This window comes from Streptomyces sp. NPDC001787, assembly GCF_040297465.1.
Lineage (GTDB): Bacteria > Actinomycetota > Actinomycetes > Streptomycetales > Streptomycetaceae > Streptomyces.
The window spans coordinates 193,243-218,735 of record NZ_JBEOZE010000006.1 but is presented as its reverse complement, the minus strand read 5'-3'; the positions used below and the strand labels follow the sequence as shown (position 1 = coordinate 218,735).

Below are 25,493 nucleotides of genomic sequence, written 5' to 3'. Positions count from 1 at the left end.
CACACTTCCCGGGCCCGGAACCGGCCCTTCTCCGGGGCGGGGCCGGGCCCGGATGGTCTGTTTCAGGCCACCGAGGCGAGCGGCGAGCCGTCCTCGTGATGGATCGGGGTGTGGGCGCCGGTGAGCGGTACACCGCTGCCGCCGCGCCGCACGGCGACGATCTCGGCGGCGATCGACAGGGCCGTCTCCTCCGGCGTACGGGCACCGAGGTCGAGGCCGATCGGCGAGCGCAGCCGGGCCAGCTCGGGTTCGGTGACCCCGGCCGCACGGAGGCGTTCGTTGCGCTCCAGGTGGGTGCGGCGCGAACCCATCGCGCCGACGTAGGCGACCGGCAGCTTGAGTGCCGCCTCCAGCAGCGGTACGTCGAACTTGGCGTCATGCGTGAGGACACAGAGCACGGTGCGCGCGTCCACCTCGGTGGCGGCGAGATAGCGGTGCGGCCAGTCGACGACGATCTCGTCGGCCTCCGGGAAGCGCGCCCGGGTCGCGAACACCGGCCGGGCGTCGCACACGGTGACCCGGTAGCCGAGGAAGGAGCCCGCCCGCACGAGTGCGGCGGCGAAGTCGATGGCCCCGAACACGATCATGCGGGGAGGCGGAACGCTCGACTCGACGAGCAGTTGGACTGGCCTGCCGCAGCGCGAACCCTCCGCGCCGATGGTGAGCGGCCCGGTGCGGCCCGCGTCGAGCATGGCGCGGGCCTCGGCGGAGGCCGTACGGTCCAGCGCCGGGTGGCCGCCGAGCCCGCCCTCGTACGTCCCGTCGGGGCGCACGAGGAGCGGGCGGCCGAGAAGTCCGGCGGGGCCGTCGGTGACGCGGGCGACAGCGGCCGCCGCCCCCTGAGCGGCCGCCGCCAGCGCGGCGGCGAACACCGGGCGGGCGGGATCGTCCACCCGCACCGGTGTGACCAGGATGTCGATGACGCCGCCGCAGGTCAGACCGACGGCGAAGGCGTCCTCGTCGCTGTAGCCGAACTGCTCCCGGACGGTTCTGCCGTCGTCGAGGGCCTGTCGGCACAGCTCGTACACCGCTCCCTCCACACATCCCCCGGAGACCGATCCGACGGCCGTGCCGTCACGGTCGACGGCGAGGGCGGCTCCCGGCTGCCGGGGCGCGCTGCCGCCGACCGCCACCACGGTGGCGACGGCGAACTCGCGGCCCCGCCCGACCCACCGGTGCAGCTCTTCGGCGATGTCCAGCATGGCGTGTCTCCTTGGGCGAAGTGGGAGGGGCGGGCGTCAGTGGACGCCCAGCCAGCTCTCGATCGGATGGAGGGCGAAGTACACGATGAAGATCACGGTCAGGCCCCACATGAAGGCCCCGACCTCGCGGGCCCGGCCCTGGGCGAGCTTGATGGCGGCGTACGAGATGACGCCCGCGGCGACGCCGGTGGTGATGGTGTACGTGAAGGGCATCAGGACCACGGTGAGGAAGACCGGGATGGCGACGGAGCGGTCGCCCCAGTCCACGTGCCGGGCGTTCTGCATCATCATCGCGCCGATGACGACGAGGGCGGCGGAGGCCACCTCGGTCGGCACGATCGCGGTGAGCGGGGTGAAGAACAGGCAGGCGGCGAAGAAGAGCCCGGTGACGACGGAGGCGAACCCGGTCCGGGCCCCCTCGCCGACCCCGGTGGCCGACTCGACGAACACGGTCTGCCCGGAGCCTCCGGCGACTCCGCCGATCGCGCCGCCCGCACCGTCGATGAACAGCGCCTTGGACAGTCCCGGCATCCGCCCCTTGTCGTCGGCGAGCCCGGCCTCCGTACCGACCCCGATGATGGTGGCCATCGCGTCGAAGAAGCCGGCCAGCACCAGGGTGAAGACGATCATGCCGACGGTCATCACCCCGACATCGCCCCAGCCGCCGAACTCGACGTCCCCGAAGAGCGAGAAGTCCGGTGCGGAGACCGCGCCGCCGTTCAGCTCCGGCGGGCCGCTGCTCCAGGACTTGGCGTCGATGTCGGCGATCGCGTTGACGGCGATGGCGATCAGGGTGCCGACGACGATGCCGATCAGGATCGCGCCGGGGATGTCGCGGGCCTGGAGCATGAAGATCAGCAGCAGGGTCACGCAGAAGATGAGTACGGGCCAGCCGGAGAGTTCACCGGCCGGGCCGAGCGATACCGGGGTCGCCTTGCCCTGGTGGACGAAGCCGGCCTTGTAGAGGCCGATGAGGGCGATGAAGAGCCCGATCCCCATGGTGATGCCGTGCTTGAGCGCGAGCGGGATCGCGTTCATGATCATTTCGCGTAGTCCGGTGACCACCAGGAGGCAGATCACCACACCGTAGATCACACACATGCCCATGGTCTGCGGCCAGGTCATATTGGGCGCGACCTGTGAGGACAGCACGCCGGAGACGCTCAGTCCGGCGGCGAGCGCCAGCGGGACCTTGCCGACGAAACCCATCAGCAGGGTGGTGGCGGCCGCCGCGAGCGCGGTCGCGGTGATCAGGCCGGGCTGGCCGAGGAGGTTGCCGTCGACGTCCTTGCCGCCGAGGATCAGCGGGTTGAGCAGGAGGATGTACGCCATGGCCATGAAGGTCGTGACGCCGCCGCGCACCTCGCGCGCGACCGTGGATCCTCGTTCGGATATGTGGAAGTACCGGTCGAGCCAAGATCTTCCGGCGGGGACGCGCGAGCCGGGGCCCGCGTCCTCCGCACCGGTCCTGGGCTCCGCTGACTGCTGAGTCATGATGCCTGACTCCCAAGGTTCACAGGGGCACCCGCGTGGTGAGTACTGAGTGCGGGATTTGGGATGACTGCGCTGGCGGCACGACCCGGGGGACGGCCCGAGGCGAACTGTTCATGCAGGTAAGGATGTACTGAGGCCTTGCGAAGAGCCGCGAGCGGTACGGCACTTGGTGGTCTCCGGACGGTGCGGTACGCGGGGAAGTGTGACGTTCACGGCACTTCGCACCGCCCGGAGAGTTCAGGGGGAACGGCCGGGGCGCGTCCGGGAAGTCCGGGGACGCGGAGTCCGGCGGGTTCCGGGCGTGCGCCCGTGGGCCGGGGGCGCGGGGGCGCACCGGCCGGCGGAACGCCGCCGGCACGGCAGCCCGGGAGCCGTTGCCCGCCGGCGGAACTCTGCGGGCAGGGCCGCCCCGGGAGCCGTGCCCGGCGGCGGCCCCTCAGGCGCCGGTGAGGTGCTCGGGGCGCACCGGAGTCCTGTTGAGCTCCAGACCCGTGGCGTTCCGGATCGCCGCGAGGACGGCCGGGGTGGAGGAGAGGGTCGGGGCCTCGCCGACGCCGCGGAGCCCGTACGGGGCGTGGTGGTCGGCCAGTTCGAGCACGTCGACCGGGATCGTCGGGGTGTCCAGGATGGTGGGCAGCAGATAGTCCGTGAAGGACGGGTTGCGCACCTTCGCGGTCTTCGGGTCGACGATGATCTCCTCCATGACGGCGATGCCCATGCCCTGGAGGGTGCCGCCCTGGATCTGGCCGATGACCGACAGCGGGTTGAGAGCCTTGCCGACGTCCTGGGCGCAGGCCAGTTCGATGACCTTGACGAGGCCGAGTTCGGTGTCGACCTCGACGACGGCGCGGTGCGCGGCGAAGGAGTACTGGACGTGGCCGTTGCCCTGCCCGGTGCGCAGGTCGAACGCCTCGGTGGGGCGGTGACGCCACTCCAGCTCGATGTCGATCGCCTCGGTCCCCAGCACATCGGCCATCTCGGCCAGTACCTCGCCACCGTCGGTGACGACCTTGCCGCCCTCCAGCAGGAGTTCGGCTGTGGCCCAGGCGGGGTGGTACGTACCGAACTTGCGCCGGCCGAGCTCCAGGACCTGCTCCCGGACGGCTTCGCAGGAATTCTTCACGGCGCCGCCGGTGACGTACGTCTGACGGGACGCGGACGTGGACCCGGCCGAGCCGACCCGGGTGTCGGCCGGGTGGATGGTGACCTGGCTGACGCCGAGTTCGGTACGGGCGATCTGGGCGTGCACGGTGACGCCTCCCTGGCCGACCTCGGCCATCGCGGTGTGCACGGTGGCGACCGGTTCGCCGTTGATGACCTCCATCCGGACACGGGCGGTGGAGTAGTCGTCAAAGCCCTCGGAGAAACCGACGTTCTTCAGGCCGACCGCGTAGCCGACGCCACGGACGACGCCTTCGCCGTGCGTGGTGTTGGAGAGTCCACCGGGCAGGGCGCGGACGTCGACGGAGCTGCCCGCCGCGTCGGCGGCCAGCCACTGCTGCGCGGGCGGCAGCGGCCGGGACTTGACCCGTCGCAGCAGCTCGGCGACCGGGGCCGGGGAGTCGCAGGGCTGGCCGGTCGGCAGCAGGGTGCCCTGCTCCATGGCGTTGATCCGGCGGAACTCCACGGGGTCCATGCCCAGCCTCGCCGCGAGCTTGTCCATCTGCGCCTCGTACGCGAAACACGCCTGGACCGCGCCGAAGCCGCGCATGGCTCCGCAGGGCGGGTTGTTGGTGTAGAGCGCGATCGCCTCGATGTCGACGTCCTCGATGGCGTACGGGCCGGCCGAGAGCGAGGAGGCGTTGCCGACGACCGCCGGGGAGGCCGACGCGTAGGCGCCGCCGTCCAGGACGATGCGGCACTTCATGTGTGTGAGCTTGCCGTCCTTGGTGGCGCCGTGCTCGTAGTGGAGCTTCGCCGGGTGCCGGTGGACATGCCCGAAGAAGGACTCGAACCGGTTGTAGACGATCTTGACCGGCTTGCCGGTGCGCAGCGCCAGCAGGCAGGCGTGGATCTGCATCGACAGGTCCTCGCGGCCACCGAAGGCGCCGCCGACGCCGGAGAGCGTCATACGGACCTTGTCCTCGGGCAGCCCGAGGACGGGGGCGATCTGCCTCAGGTCGGAGTGCAGCCACTGGGTGGCGACGTACAGTTCGACGCCGCCGTCCTCGGAGGGTACGGCGAGGCCGGACTCCGGGCCGAGGAAGGCCTGGTCCTGCATGCCGAAGGTGTAGTCGCCCGTGACGATGACATCGGCCCGCTTCGCGGCCTCGTCGGCGTCGCCGCGGATGATCGGCTGACGGTGCACGATGTTGGGGTGCGGGACATGGCCGATGTGGTGGTCCTCGCGCCCCTCGTGCACCAGGACCGCGTCGGGGGCGGTCGCGGACGCCTCGTCCGTGATGACCGGCAGTTCGGCGTAGTCGATCCTGATCAGGGCGGCGGCCCGGCGGGCGGTCTCCGGGTGGTCGGCGGCGACCAGCGCGACCGGCTCCCCGTGGTGGCGGACCTTGCCGTGGGCGAGAACGGGGGTGTCCTGGATCTCCAGGCCGTAGTTCTTCATCGCGGCGGGCAGGTCGTCGTAGGTCAGCACGGCGTGGACACCGGGCATCGCGACGGCCTCGCCGATGTCGATGGACCTGATCTCGGCGTGCGCGACGGTGGAGCGGAGCGTGTGGCCCCACAGCATGTCCTCGTGCCACATGTCGGAGGAGTACGCGAACTCTCCGGTGACCTTCAGGGTGCCGTCGGGGCGCAGGGTCGACTCGCCGATGCCGCCCTTGGTGGGCGAGCCCTGGGTGATCTTGGTGGGAGTGCCGGCCGGGACGGTGGCGGCTCGTGGACGCAGCGCCATGGCTATCGGACCGCCTCTTCCTGACGGGCGGCCGCGAGACGGACCGCGTCGAGGATCTTCTCGTAACCGGTGCAGCGGCACAGGTTCCCGGAGAGCGCCTCACGGATGTCCTGGTCGGACGGGGAGGGGTGCTTCTCCAGCAGTTCGTCGGCGGCGATCAGCAGGCCGGGGGTGCAGAAGCCGCACTGGACGGCTCCGGCGTCGATGAACGCCTGCTGGACCGAGGACAGCTCGGTGGCCTCGCCGCTCTGCGCGTCGGCGGGCCTCGCCTGCCATCGCCGGGCGGCGTCGAGCGTCGTACCGCAGGCCCCAAAGGCGCAGCCGCTGCCCGGATGGGCGTCCTCGCGGTGCCTGGCGTAGTCGGCCAGGCCCTCGACGGTGACGACCTCGCGGCCCTCCACCTGACCGGCGGCGACGAGACAGGAGCAGACCGGCACACCGTCCAGCCGGACCGTGCAGGAGCCGCACTCACCCTGCTCGCAGGCGTTCTTCGAACCGGGCAGACCCATGCGCTCACGCAGGACGTACAGGAGCGACTCGCCCTCCCAGACATCATCGGCTTCCTGCCGACGGCCGTTGACCGTGAAATTCACTCGCATGGTTATGCAGCTCCTTCAAGCGTGCGGCCCTCGCCCCGGTACTGCTCCCAGGTCCAGCCGAGCGTGCGGCGGGCCATGACGCCGACCGCGTGCCTGCGGTACTTCGCGGTGCCGCGGACGTCGTCGATCGGGTTGCAGGCACCGGCGGCGAGCGCGGCGAACTGCTTGGCGACGGACGGGGTGATGATCTTTCCGCTCTCCCAGAAGCCGCCCTCCTCCAGCGCGGCGTTCAGGAACTCCTCGGCCTCCCTGGCCCGGACCGGGGTCGGGGCGGCGGAGCCGATGCCGGTGCGGACGGTGCGGGTCGCGGGGTGCAGCGCGAGGCCGAAGGCGCAGACGGCGATGACCATCGCGTTGCGGGTGCCGACCTTGGAGAACTGCTGCGGTCCGTCGGCCTTCTTGATGTGCACCGCCCGGATCAGCTCGTCCGGTGCGAGCGCGTTGCGCTTGACGCCGGTGTAGAAGGCGTCGATGGGGATCATCCGGGTCCCGCGCACGGAGGCGGCCTCCACCTCGGCTCCCGCGGCGAGCAGGGCCGGGTGGGCGTCACCGGCGGGCGACGCGGTGCCCAGGTTGCCGCCGACGCCGCCGCGGTTGCGGATCTGCGGGGAGGCGACCGTGTGCGAGGCGAGCGCCAGTCCGGGCAGCTCGGCCCGGAGGTGCTCCATGATGGCGCTGTACGGGACGGAGGCGCCGAGCCGTACGTTCTCCGGGCCCGCCTCCCACTCGGACAGCTCACCGACGCGGTTCAGGTCCAGGAGGTACTCGGGCCGCCGGTGGTCGAAGTTGATCTCGACCATCACATCGGTGCCGCCCGCGATGGGCACCGCCGTGGGGTGCTCGGCCTTGGCGGCGAGCGCCTCCTCCCAGCTGGCGGGGCGAAGGAAGTCCATGAGTGGCTCTCTTCTTCTCAATCGGGTCGTTCGCTGGGGCTGGGGACGGCCGGCCCTCGACTGGCTCGTTCATGTGCTGTTCACGTGGTGTGACCCAGTACACAAGCCTCCGCTCCGGCCGGTGCAGTCACCGAAACACTGAAGGAGTTGGCTGGTCTCCTCCCTCGTCTTGTAGATTCGAACGAATGGTGGGAATCAGTGACCTCACCGCAACTCACAGGTACCCCCGCTGCCCCTCCGTCTCTCCCGCCAACCGGTCGGTCCCCCGATCCGGCCACCGATCCGCCCCCGGTCCGTCCCCCTCGAAGAACCGGTCGAGTCCCCTCGACCGGTCCGTCCCACCGACCGGTCCGTCCGCCCGTCCGTCCCGCCGACCGTCCGCCCCACCGACCGTCCCTCCGTCCCACCGAAGAACCGATTCGTCCCACCTACCGAAAGAACGGCGGCAACGAGATGCGGCTGCGCGCACTGCTGGACACCGAGGCGCTGGGCCTGCGGCTGCTCGGCGGCGAGGACGAGCTGGACCGCGCGGTCCGGGGCGTCATGACCACCGATCTCCGCGACCCCAGCCGCTACCTCTCCGGCGGCGAACTGGTCCTCACCGGTCTCGCCTGGCGCCGTGACGCCGCGGACTCGGAACCGTTCGTCCGGATCCTGGTGGGGGCCCAGGTCGCCGGACTCGCGGCGGGCGAGGCGGAACTCGGCGACATCCCCGAGGATCTGGTCGAGGCGTGCCGGCACCACCGTCTCCCACTCTTCGCCGTGAACGAGACCGTGGCATTTGCAACGATCACCGAGCATGTCGTGCGCCAGGTCTCCGGCGAGCGGGCCGGGGACCTCGCCGCGGTCGTCGACCGGCACCGCAGGCTGATGACCTCGGGCCCGGCGGGCGGCGGCCCGGAGGTGGTCCTGGACCTGCTCACCTCCGACCTGGACCTTCGCGCCTGGGTGCTCTCCCCCACCGGCCGGCAGATCGCGGGGGCGGGTGAGCCGCTGCCCGCACGGACCGGGGCCGAACTGGCCGGACAGCACCTGGCCGCGACCCGCACCGGACGCCGGGGGCCGCACCGCGCCACGCTGGACGGTACGACGTATTCACTGTTCCCGATCCGGAACAGCGGTCGTGGCGCCCTGCCGGCGTCCCGCGACGTGCGCGAGTCGGTGCTCTCCGACTGGCTGCTGGCCGTCGAGGCCGACGCGGGCGACTGGCCGGCCGCCCGGCTCGATCTGCTCCAGGGCGTCACCCAGCTGATCGCCGTCGAACGCGACCGGCGCGACGCCGCCCGCACGGTACGCCGCAGGCTCGCCCAGGAGGTTCTGGAACTGGTCCAGGCGGGCGCGCCCCCGGCCGAGATCGCGGCCAGGCTGCGGGTCGCCGCACCGGTCCTGCTGCCGGGCCTGGGGACCGCCCCGCACTGGCAGGTCGTGGTGGCCCGGGTCGAGTGGACCACCGAGGGCGGACCGGCCGCTTCCGGTTCCATTCCGGACATCGCGGGCGGCCCCGTCGCCCAGGCGCTGCTGGAGGAGATCCTGGTGGACCCGGCGGTCAGCGGCCCGGACACCGCCGACCGGATCGCGGTCGCCCACACGGGCGACGAGGCCATCGCCCTCGTACCCCTGTCCTCGGCGAACCCGGCGGGACCGGCCGACGGTGCCGACGGTGCCGACGAGGAGAGGGACGGGGCCGGTGAGACGCCGGAAGGGGACGGTCCGGCACTGCACGCCGACGTGCTGCTGGCCGCCGTCCGCGATCCGCTCTCCGCCGGGCTCGCCGACGACGGCCGGCTGACACTGGGTGTCAGCGCGGCGGTGCACTCCGCCGAAGGCCTGCGCGGCGCCCTGGAGGAGGCCCGGCACGCCCGCCGGGTGGCGGCGGCCCGGCCCGGCCGGGTCTGCGCGGCCGGGCACCACGAACTCGCCTCGCACGTACTGCTGTTGCCGTTCGTGCCCGACGACGTGCGCCGGGCCTTCACCGCCCGGCTGCTGGACCCGCTCCGCGAATACGACCGGCGCCACCGCGCCGAGCTGATCGAGACGCTGGAAGCGTTCCTGGACTGCGACGGTTCCTGGACCCGCTGCGCGGCCCGGCTGCACCTGCACGTCAACACGCTGCGCTACCGCGTCGGACGGATCGAGCAGTTGACGGGACGTGATCTTTCCCGCCTGGAGGACAAGCTCGATTTCTTCCTGGCCCTGCGTATGAGCTGATCTCCCGGGCCTCCCGGACCCCCAACAGGGCCCGGCCGATTGTGAATTATTTCACCTGACATCGGCCGGACCCCTTGGCCCGGCGTGCCAATCCGTGCTGAGATGCGCCCAGACTCAACAGCTCAATGGCGCGCTCGGGGAGGGCAATGTGGCGCATACCGCCATGTCTGGTTCCGGAACGACAGCAGATGACGATCCGCCGCTCCAGACAGCGGTATGGCGGCTGCGGTCACGCGCCTGCTGGACGGATGCGGCCGCGCTGCTCGAACCGCACGCGGTGACCGACCCGGCCGCCGCGCTCCAGCGGACCTCACTGCTGACCGAGCGATGTCTCTACACCGGCCAGGGCTGGACCGACGCGGAGGACGCGCTGCGCACCGCCGAGGCACTGGCCCGGAGCGACACGGAGCGCGGGTCGGCCGCCTGCGAACGCGGCTATCTCGCCTATGCCTCGACGCTCCTCGGGACACGTGACCGGGCGGACGAGGCCAGTGTGGCACTGAGCAGGGCCGCCGCCCTGCTGGCGCCCGCCGCACCGGGACGCCCGCTGCTGGACTTCCGCCGCGGGCTGATCGCCCAGAACATCGCCGACTCCCCGCAGTCCGCGCGGGCGGCGTACCGCAGGGCGCACGCCGGTGCCACGGCCCAGGGCGACGAGCTGCTTCTCTCGTTCACCTGGCGGCACCTCGCCTCGCTCGCGCTGCGCGAGGGAGAGCTGGCCGAGGCCCGGCACGGCTTCGCGGAGTCCCTGCGGATAAGGGAGGAGCTGGGCTATCTGGTGGGTACGGCCCCGGCGCTCATCTCCCTCGCGGACGCCGAGGCGGAGCCGGAGGCGGGGCGGCTGCGCGCCGAGGCGGGCCGGCTGTTCCGGCTGCTCGGCGGCGTGCCGACCTGGCTGGCACCGCGGCTGGAGCCCCCGGCACCGGAGACGGCCGGGGCGAACTGAGCGACCGTGCGGCGGTGCGGCGCCGTGTGACCCGGTGCCATGTGACCCGGCGCCGTGTGACCCGGTGCCCGGCTGTTCCGATGCCGTGTGATCCGGCGCCGTGTGACCGGATTCCGTATGACCCGGTGGGCGGGGAACGTGCCGCTCGCCGGGATCAGCCGCCCGCACCCGCGAAGTGTTCCCGCACGAGGGACTGCACGACGGCGACGTCCTGGGCGATGAGGGCGTCCAGCAGGGCGGTGTGTTCGGCGGCGTCGGCGAGCAGTTCGGCCCGGTGGGTGGCCGAGTGGCTCACCGGCGGCCACTGGGAACGCCGGTGCAGATCGTCCGCGACCGCGACCAGCTGCTCGTTGCCGGAGAGCGCGAGGACCGCGCGGTGGAAGGCCCGGTCGGTCTCGGCGTAGCTCGCCCGGTCGCCGACCGCCGCCGCCGCGACCGTCGCCTCCGCCAGCGGGCGCAGCGCGCTCCAGCGGCCCGCCGGCACGGTGCGGGCCAGACGGAGCATCACCGGGACCTCGATCAGGGCACGTACCTCGGCCAGCTCCGCCAGCTCGCGCGGTCCCCGTTCGCTGACCCGGAACCCGCGGTTCGGTACGACCTCGACGGCACCCTCGATCGCCAGCTGCTGCATCGCCTCGCGCACCGGGGTCGCGGAGACACCGAAACGGGCGCCGAGCGCGGGCGCCGAGTAGACCTGTCCGGGTACCAGCTCACCGTCGACGAGGGCGGTGCGCAGGGCGTCCAGGATCTGGCCGCGCACGGAGTGCCGTTGCACGGCCCGCGCCGCGGGGGCGACGGGCGGGGCAGCGGGCGGACGGGCGGGAGGCCGCACGGTCAGGGGGGCGGGCGGCTCGCTGTGGGTGTGCTCGCCACGCGCCTGTTCGGGCACCCGGACGACCCGCAGGGCGTCCCCGTACGCTGCGGGCGTGCACGGCGGCCGTACGTCCTCGCGCGCTCTGCCCTGCTCCACCCGGACCTCCTCGGCCAGCCGCGGGCCCGGCTCGCGTGTGCCATGCCCCCTGTGCACGATAGGCGGAGGACGCCGCAGTTCAAACATCGATCCATTCGGGTAAGGTAAGGCTTACCTGTAAACGATCGTGATTCGGTGGTCCGAGATGACCGTCTCCACTCTGCCCTCCAGCACCGCGGCGTCCTCTGTGACGGCCGCGTACGCACGCCTGACCGAGGTGTTCCCGGGACTGCGCGCCGAGCTGCTCGCGGAGGGCGTGGCGGCGCCTTCGGGAGCCGGATGGGTGGGTGCCGCCGAGCTGGCCCGGGGCGGCGGCGCACTGGACACGTTCCTCGCCTGGGACAACGCCCAGGTGCTGCGGGATCACGGGCACCAGGCCCGCCCCGACGTGGTGGCCAGCTTCGGGCTCCACCGCTACTCCTGGCCCGCCTGTCTGCTGATCACGGTGCCGTGGTTCCTGCACCGCCGCGTGCCCCGGATCCCCGTCGGGGATGTCTCCTTCCAGCGGGCACTCGGTCATTTCACCATCCGGGTGCGGGAGTTCGCCTGTCTGCCGGACGACCCGGCGGCGGCACTGCCCGGCGCCCGGGTGGTCCCGGACGAGGCGGCGCTGCGGGCGGAGGTGCTGGACGCGGTGGCCGAGCACATCGGCCCGGTGCTGGAGGGGTTCGGGCCCCGAATGCGGCGCGGGAAGCGGGCGCTGTGGGGCATGGCGACGGACGAGATCGTCGAGGGCCTCTGGTACATCGCCCATCTGCTCGGCGAGGAGCGCCGTGCGATGGCCGAGCTCGAACTCCTGCTGCCGGGCACCACCAAGCCGTACGTCGGCAACGCCGGATTCCGGGAGCTGACCGGACCGAACGGCGAATCGCTGCCGACCCGCGACCGGGCCAGCTGCTGCCTCTTCTACACCGTGCGCCCCGAGGACACCTGCGTCACCTGCCCGCGTACCTGCGATGCCGAGCGGGTACGGAAGCTCACGCCCGCCTCCTGATCCACACCGCCCGACCGGATGACGCGATTCGAACGTAATCGGTCTTCTTCGTCAGGGCATTCGATCAGATTCCGTCCATAAGTATGCTGTGTCACCCCAATGGCGTGCTCTTGTCCCAAAACCCCCTGACCGGGGTGGGATTTCCGTCACGATGGCGCCCGAAACGCCCTACGTGACGCAAGGGACCGCGCATGAGACTGACCGACATATCGCTTGACTGGCTGCTTCCGGGCGCCGTGCTGCTCGTGGGGGTCATGGCGGCGGTGACGGTGGTCGCGCGCGGCAAGCGCGCCGCTGGAAAGGCCGCGGCCGACGACAACTGGGAACGCAGCGAGGAACGCCGCAGGCGCAAGGAGGCGCTCTACGCGACCGCCTCGTACGTCCTGCTCTTCTGCTGCGCGGCGGTCGCCGCAGCCTTGTCCTTCCATGGGCTCGTCGGCTTCGGCCGGCAGAACCTCAACCTCACCGGGGGCTGGGAATACCTCGTCCCGTTCGGCCTCGACGGCGCCGCGATGTTCTGTTCCGTGCTGGCGGTCCGCGAGGCCAGCCACGGCGACGCGGCCCTCGGCTCCCGGCTGCTGGTGTGGACGTTCGCCGGCGCCGCCGCCTGGTTCAACTGGGTGCACGCGCCGCGCGGCATGGACCACGCGGGCGCCCCGCACTTCTTCGCGGGGATGTCCCTCTCGGCCGCCGTGCTCTTCGACCGCGCGCTGAAGCAGACCCGCCGGGCCGCCCTGCGCGAACAGGGCCTGGTGCCCCGGCCGTTGCCGCAGATCCGGATCGTACGGTGGCTGCGGGCGCCCCGGGAGACCTTCGGCGCCTGGTCGCTGATGCTCCTCGAAGGCGTACGCACGCTGGACGAGGCCGTCGACGAGGTACGGGAGGACCGGCGGGAGAAGGAACAGGACCGGCTCCGCCGCCGGGACCAGGAGAAGCTGGACCGGGCCCGCATCAAGGCGCTGAACCGGCAGAACCGGGCCTGGGGACGCGGTGGCCGCGGAAGTGTCCGGGCGGCGGCGGACGTCCCGGCCATCGCACCCGCTTCGGGCTCCGCGCAGTCCGTCGCGGAGCCTGCCATAGCAGAGCCGGGTCAGCTGCCTTTGCGACCCCGGCCATCCCTGCAAGCCGTACACGGCCCGAAGCGGACCGCGAACGGCTCGAACTCGAAGGATCCCGCCGCACCGCCCCCGGGGAATGACTCCCGGACCGTCGACCTCACCGCCGAGGACGACACCCAGGCCCTGCCCCGGCTCGACTCGCTGGAGCAGAAACTGAAGGACCTGGAGCAGCAGTTCGGCTGAGTACATGAACAGGTGAGCAACTGAATCGAGTGGGTGATAGTGACTGGGTGACAACGGATGAGTGGGTACGTGGGCGTGTGGACGAGTGGAATCACGCATGATGTGTTCCGTGCGTACGCCCGCCCATGTGCCCGCGGGCGCGGATGGCTGGTCCCGCTCGCTCACGGAACGGTGAGGCGCCCGGTCAGGGCCTCCCGCCCCTCAGCTCGAACCAGACCACCTTGCCCAGCATCTGGGTATCCACACCCCAGGCATCGGCGAGGCTCCGCACCAGAATGAGGCCCCTGCCGTGCGTACCGTCGTCGGCGTTCGGTACGTACGGCGCGGGCAGGTCCGACATGAAGTCCCTGACTTCCACCCGGATTCTCCCGGGTCCCGCGGTGGCCGTGACCACCGCTCCATGACGGGTGTGGATGAGCGCGTTGGTGACCAGCTCGCTCGTGAGCAGTTCCGCCTCGTCGATCCGCTCGGCCACGGCGTGCCGCCCGAGGAATTCCCTCAATTCCCGGCGCACCTCCCCCACGGCGGATCTGTCCGTATGGCCGATTCTGCGGCGCATTCGGTCGGGCGGATTCCCCGCCCCGGCCCGTCGGCCATCCGGCTCTCGGTCCGCGGCATCCGTGGTTCTTCCCTGCCGCTTCGTCATTTCCCCCGCGCGCACTGTGAACCGACCTCCCCTGCTCCGACAATTCCTCGAACAGCTTCACGGGATGCATGCCCCGCCCGAGCGTTGTCACGCTTGTCGATTCATCAACAAGGAACCGGAGGCCGCGCGGAGCCGCGCCGGTGAACGCGGTCGCACCGTCTCCTCACTGCCTCCACCGCCGGGAAATGTCTTCGCCATACAGGCGCACCTGCGGTTAACTTCCGCAGAATTCACACGAGTTGGTGTTGACGGATGCAGATCTACGCGCGTCATCATGATGGGTATGCGAATCCCCCCACGGATCACCATGCTCGGCGGCACCGCCGCCCTCCTGTCCGTCCTCTTCGCCTCGGGTCCGGCTTCGGCGGACACCGCCGCACCCCCAGCCCCCACCACCACGCTCTCCACCTCCCCGTTCCTCACCGCCTCGTACGTCACCCACTCGTACGCCGCCTCCGCGCCCTTCGCCGCCGCCTCGGTCGGGAGCATCTGCTACTCGGACCTGCCGTCCCAGGCGCACGACACTCTCGATCTCATCGATGCGGGCGGCCCGTTCCCGTACGACCAGGACGGCACCGTCTTCCAGAACCGGGAAGGCATCCTGCCGGACCGGAGCACCGGGTATTACCACGAGTACACGGTCATCACCCCCGGCTCGCCCAACCGCGGCGCCCGGCGGATCGTGACGGGTGAGGAAGTCCAGGAGGACTACTACACCGCCGACCATTACGCGTCCTTCGACCTCGTCGACCACGACTGCTGATCCCGCACCCACCGGTCCGGTCCGCGCCGTCGCTCCCCCACCTGCGGCGCGGATCACCGGACCGGACCCGCCCGGCCTCCCGGAGGCCGGGCGGAAACGGAGCGGAAACGGAAACGGAGCGGAACGGTGGCCGCCCCCGGCAGCCACCGCCCCGCCCCTCACACGCCGCTCAGCAGATCGGTCAGAATCGCGTCGCGACGGTGGCTCCGTCGAATCCCTTGACCGAGTAGAGACTGATGAAGTGCCTTCCGGCGCTGGGGTTCTGGACGGTCAGGGTGTGCTCGTTCCCGTCCCCCGTGGCACGGCTGGTGTAGTCGCCGGTCATCGCCCACGAGTTGGCGTTGTAATAGAGGTCGGCTTCACCGTTGCCGCCCGTCATCGTGATCTTCAGCTCTGTCGTGCCCGAAGGAATGTCGATGTAGTGGTAGGAGTAGTTGCCCTCGGTGGCCGACAGATTGCTGCGCTTGCAGTTCTTCGCCAGCTTCCTGACATCGCTCTCCGTGCACTCGGGTCCCAGATCCACCGGCGGGTTGGTGGCAGTGCCGCACTTGCCGGCGGCACACGCCGTCAGCCAGGAACTCCAGTCCGCGTCGTACCGACTGCCGATGGTCGAGGTGAGCAGAGTGCGGGCACCCTCCCAGTCACCGCTGCGGTAGAGGCCCAGCAGCTGGTCGACGTCGCCGCGATGCGACTGGAACATGTAACGGGCCGCCAGGTAACCCCAGTTGTAGATGCGGGTCTGGTCGGCGTTCTCGTAGGTGGTGTCGAAGAGCGAGCGCAGGGTGTAAGTGCCCTTGCCGGCCTGGCTGATCGCGGCGTCATAGGTGACATTGCGGTACGAGTAGGAGACGTACTCCGCGAAGCCCTCGACCCACCAGATGGTCGGGGTCGTGAGACCGTCCTCGAAGTCGCCGTGCATGTTGAACCGGCCGTCGAGGTAGTGCGTGTACTCGTGGTTGAGGTTCCAGATCTGGAACTCCGGCCTGACCCACTCCGCTTCGTAGGCGATGAACCGGGGCTGGTTGCCCTCGACGGACGGGTCGCCCTCCAGGTACATCCCGCCGTTGTTCGTGTTGATGCCGTAGATCGCGCCGGCGTAGGTCTGGTAATCGGTGCTGGAGTCGAAGACCACGACCTCGATCTTGTCGTTGTGGTCGTCGGCGACCGGTCCCTTGTCCCGTGCGATGTTGTGGAAGTAGGCGTCCTGGTTGCGCAGGCTGGTGCAGCTCGCCTCCAGGTCGGTGGTCGAGATCTCCTGGGCCAGGATGTTGATGCTGTCGCTGCACGTGTGCTTGACCGGCAGGACGGCGGCCTTGAGGCGGGCGGAGAGGTCACAGATGTCGTATGTGGAGCAGTTGGCCCGGTCGTAATAGTCCGCCATCTCGGCCACACCGACCCAGAGCGCGGCGGTGGGTCCGGTGATGGAGCTCTTCTTGAGCAGCGAGACGGCCAGGGGGCTCGCCTTGCCGCGCAGCGACGGCTCCTGGAGGAAGCGGCCGAGCTCACGGCCGGCGTTGGAGGCCAGGTAGGACCGCTCGGTGCCCAGCAGATCCAGGTGGTTCGCCGCGAAGTCGTGCAGCGCGTCGATCACACTGGGGTCGGCCTCCACCGCCGAGATGAACTCCGGCACCTGGTGACCGCGGAATGTCACGGTGTACACGGCGTTGACCGCGTTGAGCATGTACCAGGAACTGTTGTATGAGGAGTCGTATCCCGCGAGCAGCCGCTTGACGACATTCAGATAACGGGCGTTCTCCACGGCGCTGTCGATGAGGATGACCGCTTCGGACAGGGTCTCACCGTTGGCGTCGGTCACATCCGAGGAGTGCGGGGAGGCGAAGAATCCGTCCAGGGCTCCCTGGATGGCGGAGCGGAGCGCGGGGCCGTAGCTGCCGACCGTCGACGGGTCGTAGTACTGCACGTAGTAGCCGGCCCTGAGGAAGAGGACCAGTTGCGGCATACCGGTGCTGCTGTCGCCGGGGTAGGCCGCCGTACGCGCACGCATGGCGTCGGCGATGGTGACCATCTGCGCCTCGCGGAAGACGTTGTAGCCGTCCTGGCCCTTGATGGTGAACAGGGTGTTGACGCAGTCGGTGGTCGACGAGATCACCTGCTGCACGAGCGCGTCACCGGTGCGCCCGGCGAAGTCGCTGACATTGCACGCCGCGGCGGCGGTGAGACCGCGCGACTTGGCCGCGAGGCGCGCCTTGCTGGACATCGAGGGGGCGCGGCGGCTCGGTGCGGTGGCCGCGGAGTCGTCGTAGTCCCGCTTGAGCGCGTCCTTGTCCGCGGACTGGGGCGCCCGGTCCGCGGGCTTGAGGGGCGCGGTGCCGACATGCTCCGGGTCCTCGGCGGTCGGGGCCGACGAACGCGCGGTGGGACCGTCCGGGACCGGGGCACCGGTGGCCGGGGCGCCCGATGCCTTCGCCCCGGACTTCGCCCCGGCAGCGAGGGCGAACGACGGCTGGGCCGACTGGGCCGGGCCGGCGAGCAGCCCCACACCCAGACAGGCCGCCAGTACCGCGGCTGAAATTCCGGCGGATATCCGGGCTGGTGACCGGGTGGATGTCCCGGTTTCTCTCTGTCGAACCGATCGGTTCTTCACGTGCCGCCTCCCAGCGGAGTGGTGGCCGCGCCGGGGAACGCGCGGCCTGTGGAGGGTTGAGCAGGGTGGGGAAGCAATGGAGTTGACGGCCAACCGAATGGCATGAGCACGACTCCACGTCCCTGCGATCAGTACAATGGCACATGTCACATGTCCTTCGGAAGCCGTTGAACCCACATTCATTGCCCCGCAACTCAGCCGAGCGGCAGGCGAGTCGGCCGGCCCCACGGCGGACGGCGGGGATGAGCAGGTCGGGGCCGGTGCGAAGGCCTGGTCATGGGTCCGGGGGGCATGGGTCCGGGGGGCATCGGTCTGGGGGCATGGGTCCGGCGGTCATGGGTCCGTCGATCGCCGCCCGTGCCCGGCTCCGGCTCGTCCACCCGCCGCCCGGCGGCCGGCCGCCGCCTGCCAGCGCCCTTTCGGCGGACCCGGAGAAGCCGGGCCGGCCGGGCCCGGAGAGAACGGCCTCCGCCCCATCGGGCTGGATCACAGCGTCGCGTGACGCGACCGCGCTCACGAACAAAGGGGCGATCGGTTGTTCATGTTCGTCGTGCCGGCCCTGGCGCTGTCCATCCTCGCCATCATCTGGGCCGTCCTCGGAGTGCACGCCCTACCGCTCTGCCGCCTGTCCGGTCAGTGGCTCCAGCAACGAGTACACCGGCCCGGGCTCCGGGGAGCGGGCGCTCTGCTGATGGTGGTCAGCTGGAACGCGCACCCGCCATCACTCCTCGTCGTGGGAATCGGCCTCGTCGTCCTGGGGCATGCCGTGAAGCCCACGCGATGAATCCGCCGGCCGGGAGTCCGCCGCGAGCCGATGCCGAGCTGACGGCGCACCCTGGGCTCCGCGGGGCCGACACCACTGCCGGCCCGCGCTCAGCCCCGCTCAAAGCTGTGGGAGCGGCCGATGGCGGAGAACCCGCGGCGCTCGTACCAGTGCCGGGGCCAGTCCGCCGCGTCGGCGGTCAGGAAGCGGGTGGCGCAGCCCGCATCCGCTGCCAGGCGCAGGGCGGTGGTGAGTACCGCGTCGCCATGGCCGCGGCCGAGGTGGGCGGACGCGGTGATCAGGTCCTCGATCTGGGCGATGCCGGTGGCCGGGTCCAGATAGAGGTCGGCCCATGAGGCGACCTCGCCCGCCCCGGTGCGGGCTCCGATGAAGTGGACCGTATCGGCCCCCCGGTGGCGGGCCTGACGTCGGTCGACGAGGTGGCGTACGACCTCGTCGTCGACGTCCGGCAGGAAGCCCCGCCATCGCCGGGCGAGAGGGACACGCAACGCGTCGAGGTCGACCTTCTCCGCGTTTCCGCCCGCCGGTACCGGGCCCGTGTGCACCATGATCAGATAGGTGGAATGGGTGTATCCGGCCCGGATCAGCGGCTCCGCGCATGCCTGCGCGACGCTGTCGTCGAGGACCGAGACCAGCCGGTGCGGCAGATGCCCGAGTGCCTCGTCCATGAGCGCGGGCAGCGACTCGGCTTCGACAGCCGTGTCGATGACCACCTGGTTGTTCGCGCGGGAGTGTGCGTAGGCATCGTCGTATGCGGCGAATCCTCCGGGGAGGTCGACGACCCGCGCGGCCTGACGGCGGGCGAAGGCCGACAGGAAGGAAACGATGGGCTGCAGCTCCGAGTTCGGCATGGCAGGAGCCTAGGGCGTCAGACGCCCGACAGCCCCTGCCCCTGCCCCTGCCCCTGCCCCACCCTGCGGTGCGTGATGCGTTCGGCGCCCTCGCCCTCGCCCGTCTCTCCGCCATCGGCCCACAGGGACCGGACATGTGACATATGAGCGAGCATGCAGATCTCGGCGCGCTTGGCGTCTCCCGCGACGATCAGATCGAGCAGTTGGATGTGCTCCTCGGCGGAAGTGATCAACTGCCCTGTCTCTGCCAGCCGGTTGAGGCCGAAGAGCCGTGAGCGCTTGCGGAGGTTCCCGACCTCCTCGACCAGCCGGCGGTTGCCGGCCAGGGCGAGCAGCTCCAGATGGAAGCGCCGGTCCGCCTCCAGATAGCCAAGGATGTCGTGTTCACGCGCGGCGTCGACGATCGCCAGCGCCAGCGGCCGCAGGGCCTCCAGCTGCCGGGTCTTCCCCAGCCCGGCGATCCGGCCGACGGTGGGAACCTCGATCATCGCCCGGAGCTCCGTGAAGTCGTCGAGGTCCTGCTCGGTCAACTCCGTGATCCGGAAACCCTTGTTGCGCACGGCCTCGACCAGACCTTCGCGGGCCAGGTCGAGCATGGCCTCACGGACCGGGGTGGCGGAGACTCCGAACTCCGAGGCGAGCGCGGGCGCGGAGTAGATCATCCCCGGACGCAGATCACCGGCGATGAGCGCCGCCCTCAACGCGTGGGCCACCCGGTCCCGCAGATGCTCCTGGGCCGAGATGGTGTTGAGGGATGAGAGGCGGGTCATGTGATTTCCTCCAGCACCGAGCGGGGCCTCAGAATACAATGTCACGTTACGCCTGCGTCCCGCTTTCGGTGGTCCCCTGACCTGCGGTGCGCCCCCGCCCCGGGCTCCTCACAGCAGGAAGCCCTCGGGGAACGGATCTGTCGGGTCCAGGAAGAACTGCGCCGTACCGGTGATCCAGGCCCGGCCCGTCACCGTGGGAACGACGGCCGGGATACCGGAGACACTGGTCTCCTCCACGAGCCTTCCCGTGAACGAGGTACCGATGAACGACTCGTTGACGAAGTCGGTGTTCAGGGGAAGTTCGCCCCTGGCGTGCAGCTGGGCCATGCGTGCGGAGGTACCGGTCCCGCAGGGGGAGCGGTCGAACCAGCCGGGGTGGATGGCCATCGCGTGCCGGGAGTGCGCGGCATCGGACCCCGGGGCGAGAAGCTGGACGTGCTTGAGGCCGCGGATGTCCGGGTCGGCCGGGTGGACGGGCGGGTCGGTGGCGTTGATCGCGTCCATCACCGCGAGCCCGGCCGCGAGGATGTCGTCCTTGCGTGCGCGGTCGAAGGGCAGCCCGAGGTCGGCCAACGGCAATATGGCGTAGAAGTTGCCGCCGAAGGCCAGGTCGTAGCGCACGGTGCCGTGGCCGGGAACGTCGACCTTGCGGTCGAGACCCGCGCTGAAGGCGGGCACGTTGGTGAAGGTCGCCGAGGTCGCCGCACCGTCCTCGACCCGGACCTCGACACTGACCGGACCGGCGGGAGTGTCCAGCCTGACGACGGTGAGCGGTTCGGTGACGGCCACCATGCCGGTCTCGACGAGGACGGTGGCCACACCGATGGTGCCGTGACCGCACATCGGCAGGGCGCCGGAGACCTCGATGTAGAGGACACCGTAGTCGGCGTCCGGCCGGGTGGGGGGCTGGAGGATCGCGCCGCTCATGGCCGCGTGGCCCCGGGGCTCGTACATCAGCAGCGTACGCAGGTCGTCCTGATGTTCCAGGAAGTACCGTCGCCGCTCCGCCATCGTGGCGCCGGGGATGGTGCCGACCCCGCCGGTGATCACACGGGTGGGCATCCCTTCGGTGTGCGAGTCGACAGCGTGGAAGATACGGCGTGTGCGCAAGGTTCCTCCTTGGACGGCCCCGTGGACGCGGGGCGGGGACGGGCACGGGGCGGCCAGCAGGGCAGAGGCAGGACAGCCGCGGATACGGAGTGTTCGCCGGTACGGCGGTGGCGCGGGCGCAGCGGGAGCGGGAGCGGGTACGGACGCGGGTACGGGTACGGACACGGTTGCGCGTACAGGTACAGACACGGGTACGGGTACGGGGCAGTGGCGCGCGTACCCGTACGCACCCTTCGCTGCCGCCGTGCGCCGCGGTGGACGGTCCGGAAGGCCCTTCGGGGCTGCCGCGCCCCGGCCCCGGTCCCGCCCCGCCCCCCGGACGACCGGAAGGTCAGTTCATTCCCTCGGCGACGGCCTTCTCGGTGTCCGCCCGGACGGCGGCGACCGAGGTTTCGGGCAGCGGGAACCGGGGCGGCCTGGTGGGGCCACCGTGCCACCCGACGAGATCCATCGATGCCTTGATCGCCTGGACGAACTCCGGCTTGGAGTCCCAGCGCAGCAAGGGGTGCAACCGCCGGTAGAGCGGCAGTGCGGTCTCCAGATCTCCGGCGACGGCGGCTCGGTACAACGTGACACAGCTCGCGGGCAGCATGTTGGGACAGCCCGCGATCCAGCCGACAGCTCCCGCCAGGGCCAGTTCGAGCAGGACGTCGTCGGCGCCCACGAGGACATCGAGACCGGGAGCCAGTTCCGCGATCTCGTACGCACGGCGCACATCACCGCTGAACTCCTTCACCGCGACGATGCTGCCCTCCTGGTGGAGGCTGGCCAGCAGCGCGGGTGAGAGATCCACTTTGGTGTCGTACGGGTTGTTGTACGCGACGATCGGCAGGCCGGCTTCGGCGACCGCGGCGTAGTGGGCGCGGATCGCCGTGTCGTCGCAGCGGTAGCCGTTGGGAGGGAGCAGCAGAACGGATCCGGCGCCCGCGTCCGCGGCTTGTTCGGCCCAGCGCCGTGATTCGTCGCTTCCGTAGGCGGAGACCCCGGGCATGACCCGGGCACCGTCGCCCGCGGCCTCCACGGCCACCCGGACCATGCGGTCGCGCTCGTCGTCGGTGAGCGTCTGGTACTCCCCCAGTGAGCCATTGGGGACCACACCGTCGCAGCCCGCCGCGATGAGGCGGCTGACATGTTCGCCGTACGCGTCGAAGTCGACGGACCGGTCCTCCCTGAGAGGCAGCGGCGTCGCGACCATGATCCCGTGCCACGGACGCGACCGGAGAGGGGTGTGCGTGTCGTTCGTCTGCATCAGGACTCCTTGAGAAGAGATGTGACATGCCACTGGTGGCCGCGGTCCGGGGTGCGGGCGGGGGCCGGGTGCGGGTGTGACAGGACGCGTAGCAGGAGAGTGTGGCCTCAGTCCACCGTCCCGGGCTTGTGCGGATCGCCGGCCAGCGCGGACAGCGGGACCGGGCACGCCAGGGGCCGCCGTCCGGGACCCGCCCCGCCGGCCGCCGGGCCGACGAGTTCCCGTACCGCGAATCCGCAGGTCTGCCCCTGGCACCAGCCCATTCCCGCCCGGGTGAGGAGCTTGACCGTACGCGCGTCCCCGGCGCCCAGTTCGGAGACCGACGTCAGGATCCGCCCGGCGGAGACCTCTTCGCAGCGGCAGACCTCCGTATCGCCGGACAGCCACTGCCGCCAGCCGGGACGTGGCCGGTGTACGGCGCCCATGACCTCGGCGAACCGGCGCATCCGGGTCCGTGCCCGGTGCAGCGTCACCGCCCGCCCGCTCCGTGCTCCGCCGCGGGACACCTCCTGCGGGCCGGCCTGGCGGGCCACCGAGAGAGCGGCCAGTTCGCCCTCGATCAGCGCCAGTTGCACCCCTCCGATACCGCCCGTCTCCCCCGCTGCCCAGACCCCGGGCACGCTGGTGCGCAACTGCGCGTCCACGACCACCCCATGGGTGCCGTCAGCACGCTCGCGGGTCTCACAGCCCAGCGCGGTGGCCAGTTCGACGCGCGGCTCCAGCCCATGGCCGAGTGCCACGGCATCGCAGGCGTGGTGGCGCTCCGTGCCCGGCACCGGCCGCCAGTACCGGTCCAGACGGCTGACGGTGACACCCTCCACCCGGTGACCGCCGTGCACCGCCGTCACCGCGCTGTGCATCCGGATACGCACCCCGTGGCGCAGCAGCTGGAACGCGTTGCGGGCGCCTTCGGCGGACTTGGCCGGGTTGGCCGCCAGGGTTGCCAGGGACCGCGCGTAGGACTCGTACCCCGCCGCCTCGACGAGCAGTGGGACCTCGGCCCCGGCCCGGACCAGGGAGACCGCGACCGCCTGGAGCAGCGGGCCGCTGCCCGCGACGACGATCCGCCGGCCCGGCAGAACCAGGCCGGACTTGAGCATGGCCTGCGCCCCCGCGGCACCGACGACACCCGGTGTGGTCCAGCCCGGCGACGGCAGGTGCCGCTCGTGCGATCCGGTGGCGATGAGCAGCCTGTGCGCGTCGATCTCCGTCCGGGCCTCCCCCTCGGTCCCGGTCAGCGCGTGCAGCCGCCAGCGGTCGTCCACCCGTTCGACGGCCCACACCTGGTGCCGTGCGAGGTGCCGTATCCGTCCGGCGTGTACGTGCCGGTCGAACCGTGCGGCGAGGACGGTGAACACCGACCAGCCGTGGTGCAGGGCCTCGGGCCGGGTGGCCCCGAGCCCCGGTTCCGGGGAGCGGTAGAACTGCCCACCGGGGCGCGCGGCCGCGTCCAGTACGGTCACCTCGACCCCGTGGTCGGCCGCGGTCACCGCCGCCGCCATCCCGGCGGGCCCGGCGCCCACCACCGCCAGCCCGGCCGCCCCGTCTGGAGAGGGGCCCGCCTCCGGTGCCGGCGTCAGCGGTTCACCTGGTGATCCGTCCCGCATGACCGTCCCCCTCCTGTGTGGTGATCTCGTCGCCGGGTGCGGCGGGCAGCAGACAAGCCCGTTGGTTGGGGCGTCCGTTGACGGTGGCGAGGCAGTCGAAGCACGATCCGATCCCGCAGAAGGCGCCGCGCGGGCTGCCGTTCACACGGGTCGTGCGCCAGCTCAGGATTCCCGCGCCCCAGAGCGCCGCGGCGATGCTCTGTCCGGGCAGGGCGCGGACCGGGCGGGAGTCGATGGAGATCGTGAACTCCAGGTCGGGTGTCGCTCCGACCAGCTCGGCCGGGGTGCGTGCGGCCCGGTGTCGCGGAACGCGTTTCACGACGAGGACTCCCTTCGGTTCTGCCGTGGAATCCGACGGCGGGGCTCTTCCGAACGCCCGGACTCCTCCGGCCGACCGGACTCCTCCGACTGACGGGACCCCTCCGGCTGACGGGGCACAGCCCATTGGCCGGGCTCCGCCAACCGGGCGTACGGACCATGCCGTTCGAATCGTTCCGGGCTGAACGGGCGGGCGTCCACAGCGGGTTCCTCCCCCCGGATGGCCGCCACGACGAGCTGCCCGGTGGCCGGGGCCAGACCGATCCCCGCCCCCTCGTGACCACAGGCGTGGTAGAGGCCGGGAGCGCGGGGGTCGTGGCCGATCGCGGGCAGGTGGTCGGGCAGATAGGGGCGGAAGCCGTGGTAGGCGCGCAGCACCCGGACGTCGGCCAGGAAGGGGAAGAGAGCGGCGGCCTGGGCGGCCAGCCGGCTCAGGACCGGGACGGACAGCGACCGGTCGAAGCCGACGCGTTCCCTGCTGGCTCCGATCAGCACCGGACCGGAAGGGGTTCCTTCGACCACGGCGGACGTCTGGAGTGCGGCGGACTCGCTCGACACGTCCGCCACGTACTCCGCCGCGTACACCTTGTGCCGGATCAGCTGCGGCAGGGGCTCGGTGACCAGGACGAACCCGCGTCGTGGCAGGACCGGCAGCCGCACCCCGGCCATGGCCGCCAGCTCGCCGCCCCAGGTCCCGGCGGCGTTGACCACGGCGGGGGCGCGCAGCTCGCGTCTGCCGGTCCGGACGCCCCGCACGGCGCCATCCGGCCCGGTGAGTACGGCGGTCACTTCCTCGCCGGCGTACAGCGACGCCCCCGCGTCGCGGGCGGCACGCATCAAGTGGGCTGCCGCCAGGGCGGGTTGGACCTGGGCGTCCTGAGGGTAGAGGAAGCCCCCGGCCAGTCCGGGCGCCAGATGCGGTTCGAGCCCGGCCAGTCCGTGCGAGGTGACGGGGTTGGCCTCCACCCCGGCCGCCCGCTGGTCCCGCGCCGTCGCGGTGAGCTGCGCCAGGGACTCCTCACCGGCCGCCACCACCAGTCCGCCCTTGGTCTCGTACTCGATGTCCGGCGGCAGGCGGTCGGCCAGCTCCCGCCAGAGTGTGGACGACAGGAGCGCGAGATCCAGCTCCGGGCCGGGCACCTTGTCGGAGACCAGGAGATTCCCCTCACCGGCTCCGGTGGTACCTCCGGCCACCGGTCCCCGGTCGACGACGGCGACGGAGAGTCCGGAACGGGCCGCGTAGTAGGCACAGGCGGAACCGACGATGCCGGCGCCGACGATGACGACATCCAGGGGCTGTCTCGTGAGCACGGCAGTAATATGTCACAT

General features: G+C 71.2%; 21 protein-coding genes. 6 read left to right on the top strand and 15 right to left on the bottom strand.

Annotated elements, in window-relative coordinates; genetic code table 11:
- Positions 1 to 62: 62 nt before the first annotated feature.
- The 5 genes from ABT170_RS11240 to ABT170_RS11220 all read right to left on the bottom strand — a co-directional run bounded on the left by ABT170_RS11240 (position 63) and on the right by ABT170_RS11220 (position 7,042).
- Positions 63 to 1,202 (bottom strand): XdhC family protein, encoded by a 1,140-nt coding sequence (locus ABT170_RS11240; RefSeq protein WP_329942654.1) that lies wholly within the window; start codon positions 1,200 to 1,202, stop codon positions 63 to 65.
- Between the two features lie 36 nt (positions 1,203 to 1,238).
- A complete protein-coding gene (locus ABT170_RS11235) occupies positions 1,239 to 2,696 on the bottom strand; it encodes an NCS2 family permease (protein WP_351866051.1) in 1,458 nt (485 codons plus the stop codon).
- Between the two features lie 436 nt (positions 2,697 to 3,132).
- Positions 3,133 to 5,550 (bottom strand): xanthine dehydrogenase subunit D, encoded by a 2,418-nt coding sequence (gene pucD / locus ABT170_RS11230; protein ID WP_351866049.1) that lies wholly within the window; start codon positions 5,548 to 5,550, stop codon positions 3,133 to 3,135.
- A gap of 2 nt (positions 5,551 to 5,552) precedes the next feature.
- A complete protein-coding gene (locus tag ABT170_RS11225; RefSeq protein ID WP_351866046.1) occupies positions 5,553 to 6,149 on the bottom strand; it encodes a (2Fe-2S)-binding protein in 597 nt (198 codons plus the stop codon).
- Between the two features lie 2 nt (positions 6,150 to 6,151).
- Positions 6,152 to 7,042, bottom strand: coding sequence for an FAD binding domain-containing protein (locus tag ABT170_RS11220; RefSeq protein WP_329942650.1), 891 nt, complete (start codon positions 7,040 to 7,042; stop codon positions 6,152 to 6,154).
- A gap of 453 nt (positions 7,043 to 7,495) precedes the next feature.
- Here ABT170_RS11220 and ABT170_RS11215 point away from each other — a divergent pair, with 453 nt between their 5' ends.
- Positions 7,496 to 9,250 carry a PucR family transcriptional regulator ligand-binding domain-containing protein gene (locus ABT170_RS11215; RefSeq protein WP_351866043.1) on the top strand — a complete coding sequence of 585 codons (1,755 nt, stop codon included), beginning with the start codon at positions 7,496 to 7,498 and terminating at the stop codon, positions 9,248 to 9,250.
- A gap of 163 nt (positions 9,251 to 9,413) precedes the next feature.
- Complete coding sequence (locus tag ABT170_RS11210) at positions 9,414 to 10,196, top strand: hypothetical protein (protein WP_329942648.1); 783 nt, start codon at positions 9,414 to 9,416, stop codon at positions 10,194 to 10,196.
- A gap of 154 nt (positions 10,197 to 10,350) precedes the next feature.
- Here the strand turns inward: ABT170_RS11210 and ABT170_RS11205 are convergent, their stop codons facing one another.
- Entirely contained in the window at positions 10,351 to 11,166 is an 816-nt protein-coding gene (locus ABT170_RS11205; RefSeq protein ID WP_351866039.1) for a GntR family transcriptional regulator, read from the bottom strand.
- A 145-nt stretch (positions 11,167 to 11,311) separates the two neighbouring features.
- Between ABT170_RS11205 and ABT170_RS11200 the strand changes: the two genes are divergently transcribed.
- Together ABT170_RS11200 and ABT170_RS11195 are read left to right on the top strand one after the other, a co-directional pair.
- A complete protein-coding gene (locus ABT170_RS11200; RefSeq protein ID WP_351866036.1) occupies positions 11,312 to 12,160 on the top strand; it encodes a (2Fe-2S)-binding protein in 849 nt (282 codons plus the stop codon).
- Between the two features lie 191 nt (positions 12,161 to 12,351).
- Positions 12,352 to 13,461 (top strand): DUF2637 domain-containing protein, encoded by a 1,110-nt coding sequence (locus ABT170_RS11195; protein ID WP_329942645.1) that lies wholly within the window; start codon positions 12,352 to 12,354, stop codon positions 13,459 to 13,461.
- Positions 13,462 to 13,645: 184 nt separating this feature from the next.
- Here the strand turns inward: ABT170_RS11195 and ABT170_RS11190 are convergent, their stop codons facing one another.
- A complete protein-coding gene (locus tag ABT170_RS11190) occupies positions 13,646 to 14,008 on the bottom strand; it encodes an ATP-binding protein (RefSeq protein ID WP_329942750.1) in 363 nt (120 codons plus the stop codon).
- Positions 14,009 to 14,390: 382 nt separating this feature from the next.
- Between ABT170_RS11190 and ABT170_RS11185 the strand changes: the two genes are divergently transcribed.
- Entirely contained in the window at positions 14,391 to 14,870 is a 480-nt protein-coding gene (locus tag ABT170_RS11185) for a guanyl-specific ribonuclease (protein WP_351866033.1), read from the top strand.
- Positions 14,871 to 15,051: 181 nt separating this feature from the next.
- Here the strand turns inward: ABT170_RS11185 and ABT170_RS11180 are convergent, their stop codons facing one another.
- Positions 15,052 to 17,475, bottom strand: coding sequence for a M9 family metallopeptidase (locus ABT170_RS11180; protein ID WP_502970502.1), 2,424 nt, complete (start codon positions 17,473 to 17,475; stop codon positions 15,052 to 15,054).
- Positions 17,476 to 18,016: 541 nt separating this feature from the next.
- Between ABT170_RS11180 and ABT170_RS11175 the strand changes: the two genes are divergently transcribed.
- Positions 18,017 to 18,259 carry a hypothetical protein gene (locus ABT170_RS11175; RefSeq protein WP_329942642.1) on the top strand — a complete coding sequence of 81 codons (243 nt, stop codon included), beginning with the start codon at positions 18,017 to 18,019 and terminating at the stop codon, positions 18,257 to 18,259.
- Positions 18,260 to 18,348: 89 nt separating this feature from the next.
- Here ABT170_RS11175 and ABT170_RS11170 read toward each other — a convergent pair whose 3' ends face one another.
- From ABT170_RS11170 to ABT170_RS11140, 7 genes are all read right to left on the bottom strand, one after another.
- Positions 18,349 to 19,110 (bottom strand): GNAT family N-acetyltransferase, encoded by a 762-nt coding sequence (locus ABT170_RS11170; RefSeq protein ID WP_329942641.1) that lies wholly within the window; start codon positions 19,108 to 19,110, stop codon positions 18,349 to 18,351.
- Positions 19,111 to 19,127: 17 nt separating this feature from the next.
- Positions 19,128 to 19,880, bottom strand: coding sequence for a GntR family transcriptional regulator (locus tag ABT170_RS11165; RefSeq protein WP_351866026.1), 753 nt, complete (start codon positions 19,878 to 19,880; stop codon positions 19,128 to 19,130).
- 108 nt (positions 19,881 to 19,988) lie between these two features.
- Positions 19,989 to 20,990: a proline racemase family protein gene (locus ABT170_RS11160; protein ID WP_329942639.1), complete on the bottom strand. Its 1,002-nt coding sequence runs from the start codon at positions 20,988 to 20,990 to the stop codon at positions 19,989 to 19,991.
- A gap of 331 nt (positions 20,991 to 21,321) precedes the next feature.
- Entirely contained in the window at positions 21,322 to 22,239 is a 918-nt protein-coding gene (locus tag ABT170_RS11155; protein WP_329942638.1) for a dihydrodipicolinate synthase family protein, read from the bottom strand.
- A gap of 107 nt (positions 22,240 to 22,346) precedes the next feature.
- The gene (locus ABT170_RS11150) at positions 22,347 to 23,846 is read right to left on the bottom strand and encodes an FAD/NAD(P)-dependent oxidoreductase (protein WP_351866022.1); all 1,500 of its coding nucleotides are present in this window, start codon (positions 23,844 to 23,846) and stop codon (positions 22,347 to 22,349) included.
- A complete protein-coding gene (locus tag ABT170_RS11145; RefSeq protein ID WP_329942636.1) occupies positions 23,824 to 24,165 on the bottom strand; it encodes a (2Fe-2S)-binding protein in 342 nt (113 codons plus the stop codon). The genes ABT170_RS11150 and ABT170_RS11145 overlap by 23 nt, the downstream gene beginning before the upstream one ends.
- Positions 24,162 to 25,475, bottom strand: coding sequence for an NAD(P)/FAD-dependent oxidoreductase (locus tag ABT170_RS11140; RefSeq protein ID WP_351866019.1), 1,314 nt, complete (start codon positions 25,473 to 25,475; stop codon positions 24,162 to 24,164). The genes ABT170_RS11145 and ABT170_RS11140 overlap by 4 nt, the downstream gene beginning before the upstream one ends.
- Positions 25,476 to 25,493 lie beyond the last annotated feature (18 nt).